Below are 16,405 nucleotides of genomic sequence, written 5' to 3' on the forward strand. Positions count from 1 at the left end.
TCTTACTTATTGGGCCCCAAGATTGATTTCGAGAATTGGGAACTGCATAAAACTCCAGAAACAGGCATGGAGAAAGTGAATTCCTTCTGTCATGACTTGGACGAAAATCACAGCGCTGCTTATCTTTCGGCTCAATCATGCTTTCGATGGATATCAGATTTTCCTTAGTCCTTCTTATGACCGCAGTTTGCGGCAATTTTTTGTTTGCTGGAGTAGACAGGCAAGCTCAAAATTCAATTGAAGTCCCGCTTGGTGGAAATACTTACCAAACCAAAGGGGGAAACAAGGAAGAAGTAAATGCAGATGGAATATTGTCCTGGAAAAATGCAGACAGCGAATTCAGTGTTTATTTCAAGTCAATCGTTGCGAAAGAGATCAATCTGACGCTTGAACTTTTGCCACAGGAGGGTGCAGCAAGAATTTTAGTAAGTCTAAATGGCCAAACTCATGAAGTCGAACTTAAGGCTGGAGATTCAGGGCTTATTGATGTTGGAAAGTTGAATTTAGTCTTCGGTTATAATGAAATCAAACTTCAAGGTTTGGAAAAAGCCGGATCAGACTTCGCGAATATCAAAAGTCTGAAAATCAGCCACGAGGGAGAATTAGCACTTGATTTTGTAAAAGACAATATCGACAACCGATTTTATTGGGGAAGGCGCGGGCCTTCGGTTCATTTGAGTTACACTCTTCCAAGCGAAGGAAACTTTAAGTGGTTTTACAATGAGATGACAGTTCCGACAGGAGAGGATCCCGTTGGATCTTACTTTATGGCCAATGGTTTTGGGGAAGGATATTTTGGAATCCAGGTCAATTCTGAATCGGAGCGAAGGATTCTGTTTTCGGTTTGGAGTCCTTTTGCCACTGATAAACCCGGAGATATTCCCGAGGATCAAAAGATCAAACTTCTGAAAAAGGGAGCAGATGTGTACACCGGAGAATTTGGAAACGAGGGTTCGGGAGGACAGAGCTATCTGAGGTACAATTGGGTCGCTGGAAATACATACAAGTTTCTAAATTCGGTCGAGCCTGACGGAAAAGGCAACACGGTTTATACTGCATATTTCTTTGCTCCTGAACTGGGAGAATGGATGCTGATCGCGAGTTTTCTAAGACCGAAAACTGACAATTGGTATAAGAGACCCCATTCGTTTTTGGAGAATTTTATCCCCGAATCAGGTAACCTGGAGAGACGGGTTTTTTATGACAATCAATGGATGGCGGATTCTGCCGGGAATTGGATGGAACTAACCGAGGCCAAGTTTACCGGAGATGATATTGCCAAGAGAGGCTATCGAAAAGACTTTGCCGGAGGCAGCGATACAGGAAAGTTCTTTCTGAAAAACGGAGGCTTTTTCAATGACGCCACCGAGCTACAAAGTATGCATCAAAGAACTGGAAAAGGGAAAGTTCCTCAGATTGATTTTGGAAAATTGAAGTAGAAATATCTGTCAACGGACTACAGACGACGGTCGACAGCTTGTGAATTTGGACTTCAAACCTCCTTATCCTAGGTAGGGATGAAAAGAAAAAACCGTGAGCGTTTCCACCCACGGTTATATCTATCAATTTTCGATTGCCTTCAGCTGCAAACTATAAACTGCCTACTGAAAACTGATCACTGACAACTGGACTATACTTCGAAGCCTTTTCTGTAAGTTCTTGTCACAAACTGATTGGCTTCTTCCAGGTTGGTGATTCGCATGTTTTCTCCGTCCCACAGCAACTTGCGGCGACCGAAGAATTCATCTCTGCCTTGTGCATTTTGACGCTTGAGCATAAAGCTTCGGATTGCCAGGTTACCCATCAATACAGTCTCAGTGAAAGGACCTGCATAGTCGAAAGAGGATGTCAGACCTTTGTGCTCGGTAGAGCCGAAACCTGCTTTACAAGCATCCACCCACTTGCGCTGATGTCCGTATTCAGGTTCAGTGCCTTCGATCCGATCCGGACCAAATTCCTGCGTGCCATCGTAGAGATACAGTTTAGGCATCAGAGGAGATGAATCATTGATATTATGAGAGATAATTCCCTTTTCACCGATCAGCAATACGCCGTTAGCAGAGTTGTTACCTCCTAGTTCGTGATCTGCAGGAATGATATCTGGGTGAGAAGGACGAATACCGCCATCTGTCCAAGTCATTTCCAATGGCACCGGATTTTTTGCAGTCGGGCCGTAATGGAGTGTGATCGAAGATGAAGCAGGACAGCCTTCAGGATTATAGATTGCGCTTCCCAGTTTGGAGTATAGCGTGCCTACGGAGCATTCTGCATCGGTTGGATAGTGAAGTCCAAGTGTACGGAAAGGAATATCCATCAAGTGGCATCCTACGTCACCCAAAGCGCCTGTTCCGTAATCCCACCAACCTCTCCAGTTGAACGGATGAAGGTTTGGAGTAAACGGAATCTCAGGAGATGGGCCGAGCCAAAGATCCCAGGACAATGGATCTGGTTTTGCACCTGCTTCTGCGGCAGGAAATGTGCCTCCTTGTGGCCAAACCGGACGGTTGGTCCAGACTTGTACTTTGGAAACTTTTCCGATTTTGCCTTCATTCATCCAGCCCTTGATCATGTCCATCAATGGGTTGGAAGCGCCTTGATTTCCCATCTGGGTCACGACCTTTTGGTCACGGGCCATTTGGGTCAGGATTCTGGCTTCACGGATGTTGTGAGTCATCGGCTTCTGCACATAGACGTGCTTGCCGCGTTCCATACAGAATTTGGCAGCAGGTCCGTGGACGTGATCCGGAGTTGAAATGGTCACCGCGTCGATGTCTTTTTCCTGTTCCAACATGATGCGATAGTCTGCATACTGCTTGGCATTAGGGAAGTTTTTGACCGATTCTTTGGCAGAACCAGCGAAGTCTACGTCGCAAAGCGCTACTACTCTTTCACGTCCGTTGACAGAGGCATTCAAGATATCGCTTCGGCCTTTTCCACCTGCACCGATAGCTGCCAGATTGAGTTGGTCAGAAGGAGCGGTATATCCTACGCCACCCAAGACATGCCTGGGGACGATGAAAAAAGAAGATGCAATCGCTGCATTTTTGATAAAGTCTCTTCGGGTTTGCCCTGAAGAGTTTTGCTCGTGTTTTTTCATGGGCTATAGTAATTGAGGTTTAATGGTAATACAAAATGAGGATTAAAGTATCCTTTACTTAGTGGTTTTATATAAGGACTCTTTTTTTGGGATAAAAGACTATCAGTTTCCATAAGTTTTTTCCCCTACACCCAAGGACAGTCTTTCAATTTGATTTTGAAATTTTGCATAATCAAAAAAAAAATAGTCCAAATCGGTAAAAATTAAGAAATCGATTGCGGGTATGTAGCGAGTCGATTTTCGACATTTTTTGCGGTTTATCGAGAAAATCTAGCTGGATTTAGTCTAAATTGGTCTTTTTGTGATTTCTCTGAAATCAAAGGTTTCCTTTACTTTGAATAATATTTGCCAAAAATAAATTTTGCAATAGCCCTGAACAGCCCTATAAAATGATAGTCGGAGTCATCAAAGAGACCAAGGAATTTGAGAAAAGAGTAGCACTCAGTCCTGATGTGGTTAAGCTGCTCAAAAAGAAAGAATTTGAAGTCATTATCGAAACCGGAGCTGGGGAAGGATCCTATTTTTCAGATCAGGATTACCTGGATGCCGGAGCCCAAGTGGGACCAGCATCGGCCGTTTTTTCTTCAGATGTCCTGCTCAAAGTTAACCTTCCTACCCTGGAGGAAATCACCCAAATGAAAACCGGCAGCGCATGTATTTCTTATATGTATGCCTACCAATTTCCCGAGGTGATCGAAGCTCTTAACAAGAAATCCATTTCTTCCTTTTCTATGGATGCAGTGCCGAGAATTTCACGCGCACAGAAGATGGATGCCCTATCATCCCAAGCCAATCTCGCCGGATACAAATCCGTGATTTTGGGAGCTAATTATCTTGGGAAAATTTTCCCGCTGATGATGACCGCTTCGGGTACAATTACACCTTCAAAAGTGCTGATTTTCGGTGCAGGAGTGGCAGGTTTGCAAGCTGTGGCTACAGCCAAGAGATTGGGAGCAATCGTGGAAGTAAGTGATGTGCGTCCCGAAACCAAAGAACAGGTGGAATCATTGGGAGGAAGATTCCTTACAGTGGAAGGAGCCGAAACTGTGAAGATTGAGGGCGGTTATGCAAAAGAAGTTTCTGCTGAATTTCTTGAAAAACAACAGCAACTTATCAAAGACAAAATCAAAGATGCCGACTTGGTCATCACCACCGCTCTGGTGATGGGCAAAAAGTCTCCGATCCTGGTGACCGAAGACATGGTCAAAAGCATGAAGACAGGTTCGGTGATCGTGGACATGGCCGTGGAGTCCGGAGGCAACTGTTCCATTTCCGAGAAAAACAAAACCGTGGTCAAGCATGGAGTCACACTGGTGGGTGAGTCCAATCTGCCTTCACTTCTTCCGGTCAATGCAAGTCAGCTCTATGCGACCAATATTTCCACTCTTCTTTTGCACCTGGCAACCAAAGCGGGATTTTCCCTGGATTTGGAAGAAGAAATCACCAAAGGTGTACTAATCACCCATCAGGGTCAATTAGTCCACGAATTCACCAAAAATATACTCACTAAATAGACCCTTAATCTATGACTGTATCAGCATTAATAATACTGATCTATGTTCTTGTCCTGGCGAGTTATCTGGGATTTGAACTTATCTCCAAAGTACCTCCAACTCTCCATACGCCCTTGATGTCCGGCTCAAATGCTATTTCGGGAATCACTATCGTAGGTGCACTGATTGCCTGCAACGAAATGGGCTACACTACCCTCAGCAAATGGTTGGGAATGGTAGCACTGATCCTTGCCACTGTCAATGTGGTGGGCGGCTACGTGGTGACAGATCGTATGCTTAAAATGTTTAAGAAGAAATGACCATAGCCATCGAATTAGCCTATCTGATTGCCTCGATTTTATTTATCATGGGCATCAAACTCCTGAGCAAAACCAAAGATGCCAGAAGAGGAAATATCCTCTCTTCAGTGGGAATGCTGATCGCAATTGTAGCCACCCTTATTACAATCAATGTGGTTACTTTTGTGGAGATATTCATTTGTATCCTTATTGGCACCGCTATAGGCATCTATTATGCCACAAAAGTTGCCATGACCAAAATTCCAGAAATGGTCGCCCTTTTCAACGGATTTGGAGGATTGGCTTCTTTTGCGGTTGGACTTTCTGATTATTTTCTGAAAAGCGGAACATCACTTGAATCCTTGGATGCAGTAAATCTTACCAGTATTATTCTCTCTGTCTTAATCGGAGGCGTGACATTTACCGGTTCAATGATCGCTTACCTCAAGTTGGACGGGAAAGTTTCCGGTCAGCCGATCACTTTCAGCGGACAGCATTTGATAAACCTCGTATTGCTGATCGCCTTTGTAGTGACTTCAGTATTGGTATTTATTGATCCTACCAACCTCATATTTATCGGCATTTTGATCGGTATTTCACTGCTTTTGGGAGTGTTGACAGTGATTCCTATCGGAGGAGCAGATATGCCGGTGGTGATTTCACTTTTGAATTCCTATTCCGGAATGGCCGCTTGCGCCACGGGTTTTATCCTGAACAACAACGTGTTGATCGTAGCAGGTTCCTTGGTGGGTGCTTCGGGAATCATTCTTACCCAAATCATGTGCAAAGCCATGAACCGATCCCTGACCAATGTGCTGTTGGGAGGTTTTGGGCAGACTGTGGCAACCGGTGGACAAGATGGTCCGGCGATCGTAATCAAAGAAATCGGAGTGGAGGAGACAGCGATGTTGTTTGATTCAGTTTCTTCTGTTATTGTAGTTCCAGGATACGGAATGGCTGTGGCGCAGGCCCAGCACGTGATCCGTGAACTGATGGAGCAATGCGAAAAGCGTCATATTTCCTTCAAATTTGCCATTCACCCGGTAGCTGGCCGTATGCCTGGACACATGAACGTACTCCTCGCAGAGGCCAATATCAGCTACGACAAGCTGATCGAAATGGAAGCCATCAACGACGAGTTTCCAAATACCGATTTGGTATTGATCGTCGGAGCCAATGATGTTGTCAATCCCGCAGCCCGTACTAATCCTAAAAGCCCGATCTATGGTATGCCAATCTTGAATGCCGATAAGGCCAAAACCGTGATCGTGAGCAAGCGAAGCATGGGTAAAGGCTATGCAGGCGTGGAAAATGAGCTTTTCGGCTATCCTAACTGTCTAATGCTCTTCGGCGATGCCAAGCAGACCATCACCAAAGTGGTGAGTGAGATGAAGGAAATGGGGTGATTTCACTTTCCTAAAAGGTAAAAAGTCTCTCTTTTTAAACTTGGAAGAGAGACTTTTTTATGGATTCTCAAAATTGGTCATTTCCAATTCTTTGTTTCTTCCAGTAGATCGGCTGAACTTATAACTCGATCATTAATTGAATCCTCCATTGAATGATCAATTTCTGAATTCAAGGTTTCAAGAGATTTTGGAAGTTGATTTTGATCGTAGAATTCAGCTTTGCTCTTCTTCAGCAATTTTTCCAGCCTACTAATTATTTCCTCATTTTGAATTCTGAGAAATTCTTGGATAAATGATAATTTTCTTGTCTGTAAGTCCATTGTGGTTAGGTTTGGCCTTGTTCAAAATTACAACCTTTAAGCTAAGGTGGAGGAGAGGGTTTAAAAACATTCATTTTGCTGAGGCTATTTGTTTACAAAGAGTTGCTTTAGACTTTGTTTCCTATTGAAAATCAGAATACTGTACTAGGTTTGAGATTAAGTTGGCTATTTCCAAAAGCTGAAACTCGCAATTGGATCAGAGGCTAAAATCAACATTTTCAATCTGGCAAAATTATTGCGACATAGTCTGGCATGAATCTATCACTGATAACCTCCCTGCTCCTGACCCTGGTACTTTCATGGAATCAGATCGAATATCGACAACTGATCGGAAGCTGGCAATTGACCCATTTTGACGGAATTGAGAAGATTGTCAAATCGTCCCAATACCAAAATGCAAACTCAATCGAAAGGGCCAGCATGGATGCACGGATCAAATACCGGTTGGAAAATACGGTTTATCAGTTTCAAGAAGGCGATGTGCTGAGGTTCACTGATTTTGAAAACCAAACTGTGGTACAGAAAGAAGTGAAGATTGAATTGGCGGAGGGCAATATGCTGGTGATTCATGAAGAAAAAGGAGACCGACTGGCCAAAATCCTCGAATTCACCAATGAAAAAATGGTACTTCAGCCCATCAGTGTCAATTCCTCCTCCGGCAAATTGATCTTTGAAAAAATAAAGAAATAAAACACCCTTAAAATAGACCAAAAGCCGCTGGGGACTCCTCAGCTGCTTTTTTGATTTAATTCCAACTCCAATTGCCTTGGAAGCAATTGAAAACTCTTTCGGTGCCAGATGGTACTACCGAATTTTTCAATTCCCTCCCGATGGGCTTTTGTCGGATAGCCGGCATTTCGTTCCCAGGCAAAATGCGGGAAATCCAAAGCCAACTTTTCCATCAATTCATCCCGGTAAACTTTGGCAAGAATGGACGCAGCAGCAATGCTTGCAATTTTTCCATCTCCTTTGATGACACACGTGTGCGAAAAATCCAGATCAGACCTCCATCGGTTCCCGTCAATGAGCAAATGCTCAGGCTTCATCTCCAACTTGAGTATTGCCCGCTTCATTGCCAAAAAGGATGCGTTAAGAATATTGATCCGGTCGATTTCCTCCACACTTGCTTCCCCAATCGCCCAAGCCATTGCGTTGCCTTTGATTTCTTCGATGAGGTTTTCCCGTTGGGTTTTCCCAAGCTTTTTAGAATCGTTGATCCAGGGATTTTGGTAGGAAAAAGGTAGGATTACCGCCGCTGCTACCACAGGGCCTGCCAAGCAGCCTCGACCGACTTCATCACATCCTGCCTCGATTCGGTTAGCTTCTAAATAGGGGAGTAGTGACATCGTGATGAGGCTCATTGATTTTGTAATACTTGTGAATCATCTCTGCCACCAATCCCGTCCAACCCGTCTGATGGGATGCTCCAAGTCCTTTGCCAGTATCTCCATGAAAATACTCGTAAAACAAAATGTAATCCTTGAAATGGGGATCCTCTTGGAATTTTTTATTCTTCCCGTACATCGGTCTATTTCCCTTTTTATCCTTCATGAAGATCCTCATACACCTCAAAGAGAGTTCTTTGGCGATGATGTCCATGGTCAGGAAATTGCCTGAACCAGTCGGATATTCGATCGAAAAATCACCGCCATAGTAGAAGTCAAACTTCTTCAGAGATTCGATGATCAGGAAATTGATCGGAAACCAGATTGGTCCTCTCCAGTTGGAATTGCCTCCAAACATCCGGGTGTCGGATTCTCCGGGAGTGTATTTGATGGAAAGCGTGTCCCCGTTGATTTTCATCGCATAGGGATTCTTCTCATAGTATTTGGAAAGAGACCGGATACCGTAATCACTCAGAAATTCATCCGAATCCAGCATGCGGTGGAGGACACTTTTCATGCGGTGTCCACGAAGGAGGGAAAACAGTCTTCTCTTGTCGTAGCCGGGCTGAATCCAACTGGAAACCAAAGCCGCCAGCTTGGGTTTTTCTCTCAGGAAGAAGTCCAAGCGCTTTTTGAATTCAGGCAGGTTGTCAAACAAATCCTCGCGAATTGGCTCCACGGCGAAAAGTGGAATCAGTCCAACGATAGATCTAACCTTCATTTTTTTGGCCTCTTTCCCTTTTAAATGAAAGATATCGTAGAAGAAATTATCCTCGTCGTCCCAAAGTGAGATGTGTTCTGAGGAAATGTTGTTCATCGCTCCGGCGATGTAAAGGAAATGCTCCAGAAATTTGGTAGCACTATACTGGTAAACCGTGTTGAACTCGCATAAATCCAAGGCGATTCGGAGCAGGTTGAGCGAAAACATCGCCATCCAGGAGGTGCCATCCGCTTGCTCAAGTTTCCCTTGGTAGTATTGGGCGTGGTTTCTGTCAAAGAGCGAGATATTGTCCAACCCTAAGAAGCCCCCTTCAAAGAGGTTGTTTCCTTCGGAATCCTTTCGATTGACCCACCAGGTGAAATTCAGCATGAGTTTGTGCATCGCCCGCTCCAGAAATTCCTGGTCGCCTTTGCCGCCGTTCATCTTTTTGTCTATCTGGTAGACCCGCTGCACGGCATAGGCGTGGACAGGCGGATTGACATCCGAGAAGTTCCACTCGTATGCCGGAATCTGTCCGTTGGGATGCATGTACCATTCATTGAGTAGGAGCAAAAGCTGGGCTTTTGCAAACTCCGGATCTACCCGTGCGATGGGAATGCAGTGAAAAGCAAGATCCCAAGCCGCATACCAGGGGTATTCCCATTTGTCCGGCATGGAGATGATGTCGTAATTCTGAAGGTGTCGCCAGTTGTGGTTCCGACCTTTTTTTCTCATTTCCGGAGGAGTAAAGCGACCAGGGTCACCTTCCAGCCAGCGATTGACATCGTAATAGTAAAACTGCTTGGACCACATCATACCCGCAAATGCCTGTCGTTGGATGGATTTCAGATCAGGATCCGTTACTCGATGCTGGATGTTGTCATAAAATTCATCGGCTTCTTTTTTCCGGAGGTCCATGCTTTCATGACAGGAATCCAATGGATTTTCTTCGACCTGGTGTTGCAATCTCATTTTGATCGATTTGCTTCCACCGGCCGGGATTTCCAATTCATAAATTGCGGCGGCTTTTGTCCCTACATTTTTCGGGTTCAACCGAGACCGATCACCGGAAACGATGAAATCATTAATTGCGTCTTTGGTGAATTTTCGCTCGTTGGGGATTCCATATAGCTTTTCCCTGTTGGTTTCATTGTCGCAGAAAACGAGGTCGGTATTGCTGCAAAAAGTGAAAATGTAATTGCCTGACTTGGGATTGAATGCTTTGAAGGAGTGATCGTCCAGTTTGGCCATTTTTGGCATAAAAGGCTCATGTCCTGTAAACCAGGTTTTTCTAAACCAGATGGTCGGCATCAGGGTAAGCTTGGCAGCCTCCGGGCCGCGATTGTGAACCGTGACGATGGAGACGATGTCTTCTTCGTCATTTTTGGCATATTCGATGAAAATGTCAAAGTATCGGTCTTCATCAAAAATTCCGGTATCTATCAGTTCGTATTCGTCTTGGAGCTTTCCTGCTTTTTGGTTTTCTTCGATCAGTTTTTGATAGGGGAATTCTGCCTGAGGATACTTGTAGAGCATCTTCATGTAGCTATGCGTCGGGGTGGAATCGAGGTAATAGTAAATCTCTTTGACGTCCTCGCCGTGATTTCCCTGATTTCCGGTCAGGCCAAAAAGGCGCTCTTTGATCATGGAATCCTTTCCATTCCAAAAAGCCCAAGCCAGGCAGAGTTTCTGCTTGTAGTCGGAAATTCCGGCGATCCCTTCTTCTCCCCATCGATAGGCTTTGCTCTTGGCATCGTCGTGGGTGACATTCTCCCAAGCGGCCCCATCCGGGCTATAATCCTCCCTGACAGTTCCCCACTGACGTTCGGTAAGATAAGGGCCCCATTTCTTCCAAAATTTGGTACGGGCCTTATCTTCCTGCAATCGGATATTTTCAGCTAACATGTAGGTCTTATAGGTTGAGCAAGTATCGAAATTAGAATTTTCTGCCTATTAACTCTAAAGATTATTCTAAGGTTTTTTATTCTACACTTGTAGAAGTCAAATTCATTTCTACATTTGTAGAAGTAAATAATTGAATAATGAAACTCTCCAGAACCGAAGAAGAACTGATGAATCACCTCTGGTCGCTGAAGAAGGCCTTTATGAAGGACTTGCTCGATGCATATCCGGAGCCAAAGCCTGCCGCCACCACGGTGTCTACACTGCTGAAGCGAATGCAGGAAAAGGAGTTTGTGGGATACCGTACCTTGGGGAATCTGCGGGAATATTTTCCTCTTGTAAGCAAGGAAAGTTACTTTTCCTCACATCTCAATGCCCTGATTAAAAACTTTTTCAACGATTCTCCGGCTCAGTTTGCTTCTTTTTTTACCAAAAAGGTGGAGCTCTCGGAGGCTGAATTGCATGAAATCAAAACACTGATTGACCACGAATTAGACAAGAAGAACTAATGGACTATCTGCTCAAATCCATGCTTTGCCTGCTGGCCTTGTTGCTGGTTCACCGGCTGTTGCTTCAGCGTGAAGTACTCCACCGCTTCAACCGATTTTTTCTTTTGGGTGCTGTAGTGGGATCTTTTTTGATTCCACTTTATACCATCGAAGTGCCGGTGGAGAAGGTAGAGCCTGTAGCGTTCGAAGCATTGGCATCAGCCGAGAACGAATCTTTGGAGTACCAAAGCTTCTCAGCGGTGGAGGAAACGGAAATCGCTGAATCACTTGTCGTGGATAAGTCCGAAAATGCTAATGTTTCCCCAGCACCTTTCCCTTGGGAGAAAGCCCTGTGGATAGCCTATTTCGCTATTTCAGCTATCTTTTTGTTCCGTTTTCTTAGAAATCTCGGAAGGCTTTTGCGCCAAATCCGAACTAATCCGCACATGGCTTACCACGGCGAAATCTTGGTATTGCATTCCTATAGCCAATCCCCCTTCTCTTTTCTGAAATACATCTTTGTTTCCCGACGCAGCTTTGAGAAGGAGGGGATTTCCGATGCGGTTTTTGCCCATGAGCGTTGTCATGTACGGGAAAGGCACAGCTGGGATGTCTTGCTGGTCGAGGCGCTACTGGTTCCGTTTTGGTTTCATCCAGCACTCTATCTGGCCCGCCATGCCATACAGCTCAATCATGAATTTATTGCAGACCAGGCAGCTTTGGGTGCGACTTCGGTCAAGGATTACCAACATCAATTACTCAGCATCTTGTTGGATCGGCCATCCCAATCGATGGTCAGCAGTCTGAATTTTTCGCTCACAAAAAAACGCCTGCAGATGATGAACAAGAAATCTGGCAGCCCACTCAAGTGGCTGAAATTAATTGCGTTAATCCCATTGATCGGAGCTTTGGTGTATTTCTTCGGAGAAAAGGTGGAGGTTCGGCCTGAAGAAGACGTTGTCGAAAACCAAAATCCGGAGGCTTTAACTTCCCCCAAGGAAACTGAGATGAATATCAGAATACTTTCTGACCGAGTAATAGAGGTTGATGGCAAGTCTATACCTATAGAGGAGTTGGCCAAATGGCTTGACGAAATCAAAGCCAGCCAACTAGTAGTTAAATTTTATGCAAATCTAGGTGTGAAAATGGGCACTTTTGCGGATGTGCAGGAGATCTTGAGAGGAATGGAGACGCGGTGGGTGGTGTTTGACAAGCAAGGTCATGAATGGGAAACATCAAATAAGGAAAAGGATAGTGAAGAGTACTATCGTCACGCCTACATTCTGGTGGAGGACGAAAACATGGACTACACCCGCAAATCCTACGGACAGCTTACAGAAGAGGAGAAAAAGCCGCTTCTCGGCCCATTCATAATGAAAACCACAGGAAGTCCAGACCCAGCTTTGTATGAAAAGTGGAAGGATAAGGAAACCTATGCGATGTGGATAGACGGTATGGATATTGAAAATGACCGGCTAAATGATTACTCGACAGTAGATTTCAAGTATTATTTTGAATCCGGCGTGATGAAGAATGCCCGATCAAAGCAGTTTCCCCAGCCATACCAAGTTCATCTTTATACGAAAGAATATGGCCTCCCAAAACCGTTGACAGCTCAAGATACCATCACTCTGACCCAAAGAGGGGCGAAGTGGAGTAAGGACATCCAAAAGTACCCCGACCCCAACACAGCCTATCTCCAGAAAAACGCACGATATGAAAATCTGAGAACCTCCGGGACGATCTATGACCAGAAAAGTCCAGAAGAAAAGGCCTTGTTGGCCAGTTTGTATAGGGAGTTAAATAGTGAATATTCCCAATCCTCAGATAAAAGGAAAAAAAGTCTGAAACAGCCAATTTCCCCTGATTCGGATAGTCCAAGAAATGGAAACTCCCCTCAAAACTCCTCAGAGAAAATAGCTGTCCGAAATAATCGTTCACTTGGCGGGGAAGAGCCGATCTATAAATTCGCGTCGTCTAATGGAGACCGAAGCGCAGCGCTGCAGGAATATTTGGCTCTTTATGGAAAGTACCAAACTATCACGTACGAGAATAGACTATTTGAACAACCTGTAATCTGGGGAGTATTGCATCAGCAGAAGATATTCAAGGAATTGGAAGCCATGTACAACGGACTTTCCTTTGAAGACAGGAGACGAGTGAAGCGAGCTGCCTTTCCTTATGTCAAACTGGAAAAGGATGGTAGGGAAGTCTTTGTGAAAATCGAAGATTTGACTCCGCAGCAAAGAAAAGCATTGGGCTGCTAACTAACCCAAACCTGTTGTGGATTCCTCTCCGGCGTTCCATTCACCATATCAATTGAATTAACCATACCTTAAACAACGCTCTTACCAAAAACACCTGACAATCATGATGAAAACTACCAACACTTATTCCAAATGGCTTAGGTTCTGCCTATTGGTTCCAATCGGAGCAGTAATGATTTATGCTTTCAGTGATCAGGTATTTGCTCATTCGGAATCCAACAATGGAGAAGGTTCAGTTGAAGTTATTGCCGGAAATTGGGAGGGTGAAAAATCTCCCGCAATGGCCGCATACCTCGACAAATACGGAAAATACCAGTTGAAAGCTTATGAAAATTTCATTTTCAAAAATCGAACAATAGCGGAACTACAAGCGCTTTTTGGAGTCTATCTGGAGTTCGATGCGCTTTTCCTTGATCTTAGTTTGGAAGAAAGGTTGATGGTGAAAAGACCTGAATTTCCTTATGTCAGGTTTGAAAAAGACGGTGTGGAGTATTACAAAAAATTGAATGAACTGAACGCTGAAGAACGAAAAAAGATCGGCTGTTAGTTTTCGTTGATTGGTTATCCAACGTTTAGTCATTCAAATTTTATGAAAGCAATTTTTCTCGGGTTCCTGATTTTTGTCGGCTGCTCAAGCAAGATCATTTCAACAAAATCCGGATTGCAGTATAAAATTTTGGAAAAGGGATCAGGAATGAAAGCCCAGGATGGAGATGAGGTATTAATAGTAGAAACTACCAGCTATAGAAATGGGACAGTCTTGTATTCCAATTACGATTCAAACTCTCCGGTGCAGGTATTGATTGGTGGCAATCAAGCAACAAGCGCAGTGGATGAAGGATTGCGGGGAAGGCAGGTAGGGGAGGTCAGAGAATTGATCGCTCCACCATATTTGGTAAAGAGAACGAGTTACCCGGATAATGTATCACCCGATTCTACTCTGGTCATTAAAATGAAATTGGTGGAGATCATCTGAAAATAAAGCTCCAATCGGGAAAGCTATTACTTATCGAATTGATACTAATTCAGGTTCATTTGAAATGGACCTTTTCATTTTTGATACCAGTGGAGATATTTTCCGCTGTTTGTTTTCACAACAGGAGATAAGTAGAGACTCAAAAAATTGATTCCAGGTATTTTCCCATGCATGAAATGCCTTACCATTTGGTGTCAAAGCCTGCAATTCTCGGTCAAAATACCCAAAATCAAACCTTTCTGAAGCAATTCCAGCTCCAGAAGCCTCAGCATCCAGGGCATTGCAGGCCTGCTCGTATTGTCCGGCCACAGGGATCATCATGACAGGTTTCCCCAGATACATGGCCTCGCACACCGATTCAAATCCGGCCGTACAGACCAGACCCCTGCAAGTTGCCATGTCCTGGAGAAATGTTTTGTCATTGACTTTGTGAAAGGAAAGATTTTCTAAAAGATTCTCGGTTTCGGCAGCATCCTTTTTGTCCCAATAGGCTTTGATCCGGAGTTGGGGATTGGCTTTGGCATAGGAAATTACTTCTTCGGCATAGCCCGGATTGACCATGTAGGCGAGGTAAAAGTCTCCGTTTTTGGTTGGAAGAATTCTTATTTCTTTTCTCAGAAGTGGCGGTACAACTCGAATCGAAGCTTGGCCTGGTTCTTTGGGCAGAAAGGAAAGCGCCAGTTTTTCTTTCGCTCCCAAGGCCGTTAAAAGGGTATTGAGTTTAAAAAGGAATTTGTCGAAAGGCCTGTTTGGGGCAAAAAGAAAATCCTGATGATGAATCAGGTATTGATGCCCAATTACCCAAAAATCTGCCTCTGGGCGAAATATGAAATTGTAAAGTCCTCCCAGCAAATCATAGAAATTGAGAATGATATCTGGTTGGGTTCCCTGTACCAACTGGTCGATTTCCTTCAGGCTTTTCCAAAAAACACCGGTTTTCAGAAGGTTTTTTGAAATGGTTTTTCCGATCAGAATTTTTTTATCGGATGCATCACACTCAAAGTTTGGGCTTTCGACCAAGTGAATGGGTGCCTGTAGTTCTCTTTTGAAAAATTCCGGCAATTCCCGCCTTTTGCTTTTTCCTACGATCACCCCGCAGAGCTGATGACCATGATTTTCCAGCAACTGAGAAAAAGCAATTGCCTGGGTCAAATGCCCCCGTCCTTCTCCTTGTACGATAAATAAGAAGTTCATTTAAAATCGAAAATTGGGTGGAGTCAGGTCATCCTTTGGCGATTCAAAGGATACTTTGCGAAGCGGGATCACCGGATTTTCGTCCACTTCCGAATTTCTGGTGAATTGTTCATCCAATTGGATTCTTCTAAAATCGATCTCGTTGTAATAAATCAGTTGCCAATTACCCTCGTGATCTTCGGCAAGTGCACTCATCGTCTCTACCCAATCCCCGGAATTCATGTACTCAATCCCGTCGATCAGCCGGTTTTCAGGTTTGTGGATATGCCCGCAGATGATCCCGTCACAGCCTTTTGCTCGGGCCATTTTTGCAAGTTCAACTTCATATTGATCCACATAGGAAACCGCGGATTTCACTTTTCCTTTGACATATTGGGAAAGTGAAAAGTATCGAAGCCCGCTTTTTCTTCGGTAATGATTCACCAGTCGGTTGAGCCAAAGGAGAAAAGTGTAACCCAAATCCCCCAGATAGGCAATCCAGCGCAGGTTGGTGGTGACACTATCGAAGATGTCCCCGTGGGTAATGAAGTATTTTTTGCCCAGAGATTCGTAGATCATGTCCGTCTGGATGCGGAGTTTGCCGATCTGCAGGGGGAGGATTTGCTCCAAAAAATCGTCGTGATTTCCCCGGAGGTAAAAGACATTGGTGTTGTGGTTTTCGATCATTTTCAGGATCCGGTTGAAAAAACGGGTGTGCTTTCGCTTCCAACTTCCTGATTTTTTGAGTTGCCAACCGTCGATTATGTCGCCGTTGAGGATGAGGTTTTCGCAGCGGTACTGCTTGAGAAAGCGGGCAATCTCTTTGGCTTTGGAGCCTTTGGTACCCAGATGCACGTCGGAGATGACGATGGTTTTGAAGAAGGTCTTCATTCTACTGG

Annotated in this window: 15 protein-coding genes; 9 read left to right on the forward strand and 6 right to left on the reverse strand. The window is 44.4% G+C overall.

Annotated elements, in window-relative coordinates; all coding sequences use genetic code 11:
- The first annotated feature begins 146 nt into the window (after positions 1-146).
- Positions 147-1,439: a DUF3472 domain-containing protein gene (locus B0E43_RS28905; RefSeq protein ID WP_077348891.1), complete on the forward strand. Its 1,293-nt coding sequence runs from the start codon at positions 147-149 to the stop codon at positions 1,437-1,439.
- A 191-nt stretch (positions 1,440-1,630) separates the two neighbouring features.
- Here B0E43_RS28905 and B0E43_RS28910 read toward each other — a convergent pair whose 3' ends face one another.
- Positions 1,631-3,097 (reverse strand): Gfo/Idh/MocA family protein, encoded by a 1,467-nt coding sequence (locus B0E43_RS28910; protein WP_077348805.1) that lies wholly within the window; start codon positions 3,095-3,097, stop codon positions 1,631-1,633.
- A gap of 389 nt (positions 3,098-3,486) precedes the next feature.
- Here B0E43_RS28910 and B0E43_RS28915 point away from each other — a divergent pair, with 389 nt between their 5' ends.
- Genes B0E43_RS28915 through B0E43_RS28925 form a run of 3 tightly spaced genes read left to right on the forward strand, consistent with a single transcriptional unit; the run spans position 3,487 to position 6,295 of the window.
- Positions 3,487-4,611 carry a Re/Si-specific NAD(P)(+) transhydrogenase subunit alpha gene (locus B0E43_RS28915; protein WP_077348808.1) on the forward strand — a complete coding sequence of 375 codons (1,125 nt, stop codon included), beginning with the start codon at positions 3,487-3,489 and terminating at the stop codon, positions 4,609-4,611.
- An 11-nt stretch (positions 4,612-4,622) separates the two neighbouring features.
- Positions 4,623-4,910, forward strand: a complete 288-nt coding sequence (locus B0E43_RS28920) for an NAD(P) transhydrogenase subunit alpha (RefSeq protein WP_077348811.1) — start codon at positions 4,623-4,625, stop codon at positions 4,908-4,910.
- The gene (locus tag B0E43_RS28925; RefSeq protein WP_077348814.1) at positions 4,907-6,295 is read left to right on the forward strand and encodes an NAD(P)(+) transhydrogenase (Re/Si-specific) subunit beta; all 1,389 of its coding nucleotides are present in this window, start codon (positions 4,907-4,909) and stop codon (positions 6,293-6,295) included. Before B0E43_RS28920 ends, B0E43_RS28925 begins: the two co-directional genes overlap by 4 nt.
- Positions 6,296-6,372: 77 nt before the next feature.
- Here the strand turns inward: B0E43_RS28925 and B0E43_RS28930 are convergent, their stop codons facing one another.
- Positions 6,373-6,615, reverse strand: a complete 243-nt coding sequence (locus tag B0E43_RS28930) for a hypothetical protein (protein WP_077348817.1) — start codon at positions 6,613-6,615, stop codon at positions 6,373-6,375.
- A gap of 252 nt (positions 6,616-6,867) precedes the next feature.
- On the opposite strand from B0E43_RS28930, the gene B0E43_RS28935 reads away from it, so the two are divergent.
- A complete protein-coding gene (locus tag B0E43_RS28935; RefSeq protein ID WP_077348819.1) occupies positions 6,868-7,305 on the forward strand; it encodes a hypothetical protein in 438 nt (145 codons plus the stop codon).
- 38 nt (positions 7,306-7,343) lie between these two features.
- Here B0E43_RS28935 and B0E43_RS28940 read toward each other — a convergent pair whose 3' ends face one another.
- Together B0E43_RS28940 and B0E43_RS28945 are read right to left on the reverse strand one after the other, a co-directional pair.
- A complete protein-coding gene (locus B0E43_RS28940) occupies positions 7,344-7,961 on the reverse strand; it encodes a ribonuclease HII (RefSeq protein ID WP_077348822.1) in 618 nt (205 codons plus the stop codon).
- Entirely contained in the window at positions 7,933-10,605 is a 2,673-nt protein-coding gene (locus B0E43_RS28945; protein ID WP_077348824.1) for a glucosidase, read from the reverse strand. Before B0E43_RS28945 ends, B0E43_RS28940 begins: the two co-directional genes overlap by 29 nt.
- A gap of 137 nt (positions 10,606-10,742) precedes the next feature.
- Here B0E43_RS28945 and B0E43_RS28950 point away from each other — a divergent pair, with 137 nt between their 5' ends.
- The 4 genes from B0E43_RS28950 (at position 10,743) to B0E43_RS28965 (ending at position 14,333) form a co-directional block, all read left to right on the forward strand.
- On the forward strand, positions 10,743-11,111 hold the full coding sequence (locus tag B0E43_RS28950) for a BlaI/MecI/CopY family transcriptional regulator (protein WP_077348827.1): 369 nt from the start codon (positions 10,743-10,745) through the stop codon (positions 11,109-11,111).
- Positions 11,111-13,357: a M56 family metallopeptidase gene (locus B0E43_RS28955; RefSeq protein ID WP_077348829.1), complete on the forward strand. Its 2,247-nt coding sequence runs from the start codon at positions 11,111-11,113 to the stop codon at positions 13,355-13,357. Before B0E43_RS28950 ends, B0E43_RS28955 begins: the two co-directional genes overlap by 1 nt.
- A gap of 103 nt (positions 13,358-13,460) precedes the next feature.
- Positions 13,461-13,904 (forward strand): hypothetical protein, encoded by a 444-nt coding sequence (locus B0E43_RS28960; protein ID WP_077348831.1) that lies wholly within the window; start codon positions 13,461-13,463, stop codon positions 13,902-13,904.
- Positions 13,905-13,946: 42 nt separating this feature from the next.
- Positions 13,947-14,333 carry an FKBP-type peptidyl-prolyl cis-trans isomerase gene (locus B0E43_RS28965; protein ID WP_077348833.1) on the forward strand — a complete coding sequence of 129 codons (387 nt, stop codon included), beginning with the start codon at positions 13,947-13,949 and terminating at the stop codon, positions 14,331-14,333.
- Positions 14,334-14,363: 30 nt separating this feature from the next.
- On the opposite strand, the gene B0E43_RS28970 is transcribed toward B0E43_RS28965, so the two are convergent.
- Positions 14,364-15,527, reverse strand: coding sequence for a glycosyltransferase family protein (locus B0E43_RS28970; protein ID WP_077348835.1), 1,164 nt, complete (start codon positions 15,525-15,527; stop codon positions 14,364-14,366).
- Positions 15,528-16,397 (reverse strand): UDP-2,3-diacylglucosamine diphosphatase, encoded by an 870-nt coding sequence (locus B0E43_RS28975; RefSeq protein ID WP_077348837.1) that lies wholly within the window; start codon positions 16,395-16,397, stop codon positions 15,528-15,530.
- Positions 16,398-16,405: the final 8 nt, after the last annotated feature.

It is taken from the genome of Algoriphagus sp. A40, assembly GCF_002002735.1.
Taxonomy (GTDB): domain Bacteria; phylum Bacteroidota; class Bacteroidia; order Cytophagales; family Cyclobacteriaceae; genus Algoriphagus.

Bases quoted from the DNA above. Each gene is read 5' to 3' on its own strand.
- B0E43_RS28905 (WP_077348891.1), top strand. From the start codon at position 147: ATGGATATCAGATTTTCCTTAGTCCTTCTTATGACCGCAGTTTGCGGC.
- B0E43_RS28910 (WP_077348805.1), bottom strand. From the start codon at position 3,097: ATGAAAAAACACGAGCAAAACTCTTCAGGGCAAACCCGAAGAGACTTT.
- B0E43_RS28915 (WP_077348808.1), top strand. From the start codon at position 3,487: ATGATAGTCGGAGTCATCAAAGAGACCAAGGAATTTGAGAAAAGAGTA.
- B0E43_RS28920 (WP_077348811.1), top strand. From the start codon at position 4,623: ATGACTGTATCAGCATTAATAATACTGATCTATGTTCTTGTCCTGGCG.
- B0E43_RS28925 (WP_077348814.1), top strand. From the start codon at position 4,907: ATGACCATAGCCATCGAATTAGCCTATCTGATTGCCTCGATTTTATTT.
- B0E43_RS28930 (WP_077348817.1), bottom strand. From the start codon at position 6,615: ATGGACTTACAGACAAGAAAATTATCATTTATCCAAGAATTTCTCAGA.
- B0E43_RS28935 (WP_077348819.1), top strand. From the start codon at position 6,868: ATGAATCTATCACTGATAACCTCCCTGCTCCTGACCCTGGTACTTTCA.
- B0E43_RS28940 (WP_077348822.1), bottom strand. From the start codon at position 7,961: ATGTCACTACTCCCCTATTTAGAAGCTAACCGAATCGAGGCAGGATGT.
- B0E43_RS28945 (WP_077348824.1), bottom strand. From the start codon at position 10,605: ATGTTAGCTGAAAATATCCGATTGCAGGAAGATAAGGCCCGTACCAAA.
- B0E43_RS28950 (WP_077348827.1), top strand. From the start codon at position 10,743: ATGAAACTCTCCAGAACCGAAGAAGAACTGATGAATCACCTCTGGTCG.
- B0E43_RS28955 (WP_077348829.1), top strand. From the start codon at position 11,111: ATGGACTATCTGCTCAAATCCATGCTTTGCCTGCTGGCCTTGTTGCTG.
- B0E43_RS28960 (WP_077348831.1), top strand. From the start codon at position 13,461: ATGATGAAAACTACCAACACTTATTCCAAATGGCTTAGGTTCTGCCTA.
- B0E43_RS28965 (WP_077348833.1), top strand. From the start codon at position 13,947: ATGAAAGCAATTTTTCTCGGGTTCCTGATTTTTGTCGGCTGCTCAAGC.
- B0E43_RS28970 (WP_077348835.1), bottom strand. From the start codon at position 15,527: ATGAACTTCTTATTTATCGTACAAGGAGAAGGACGGGGGCATTTGACC.
- B0E43_RS28975 (WP_077348837.1), bottom strand. From the start codon at position 16,397: ATGAAGACCTTCTTCAAAACCATCGTCATCTCCGACGTGCATCTGGGT.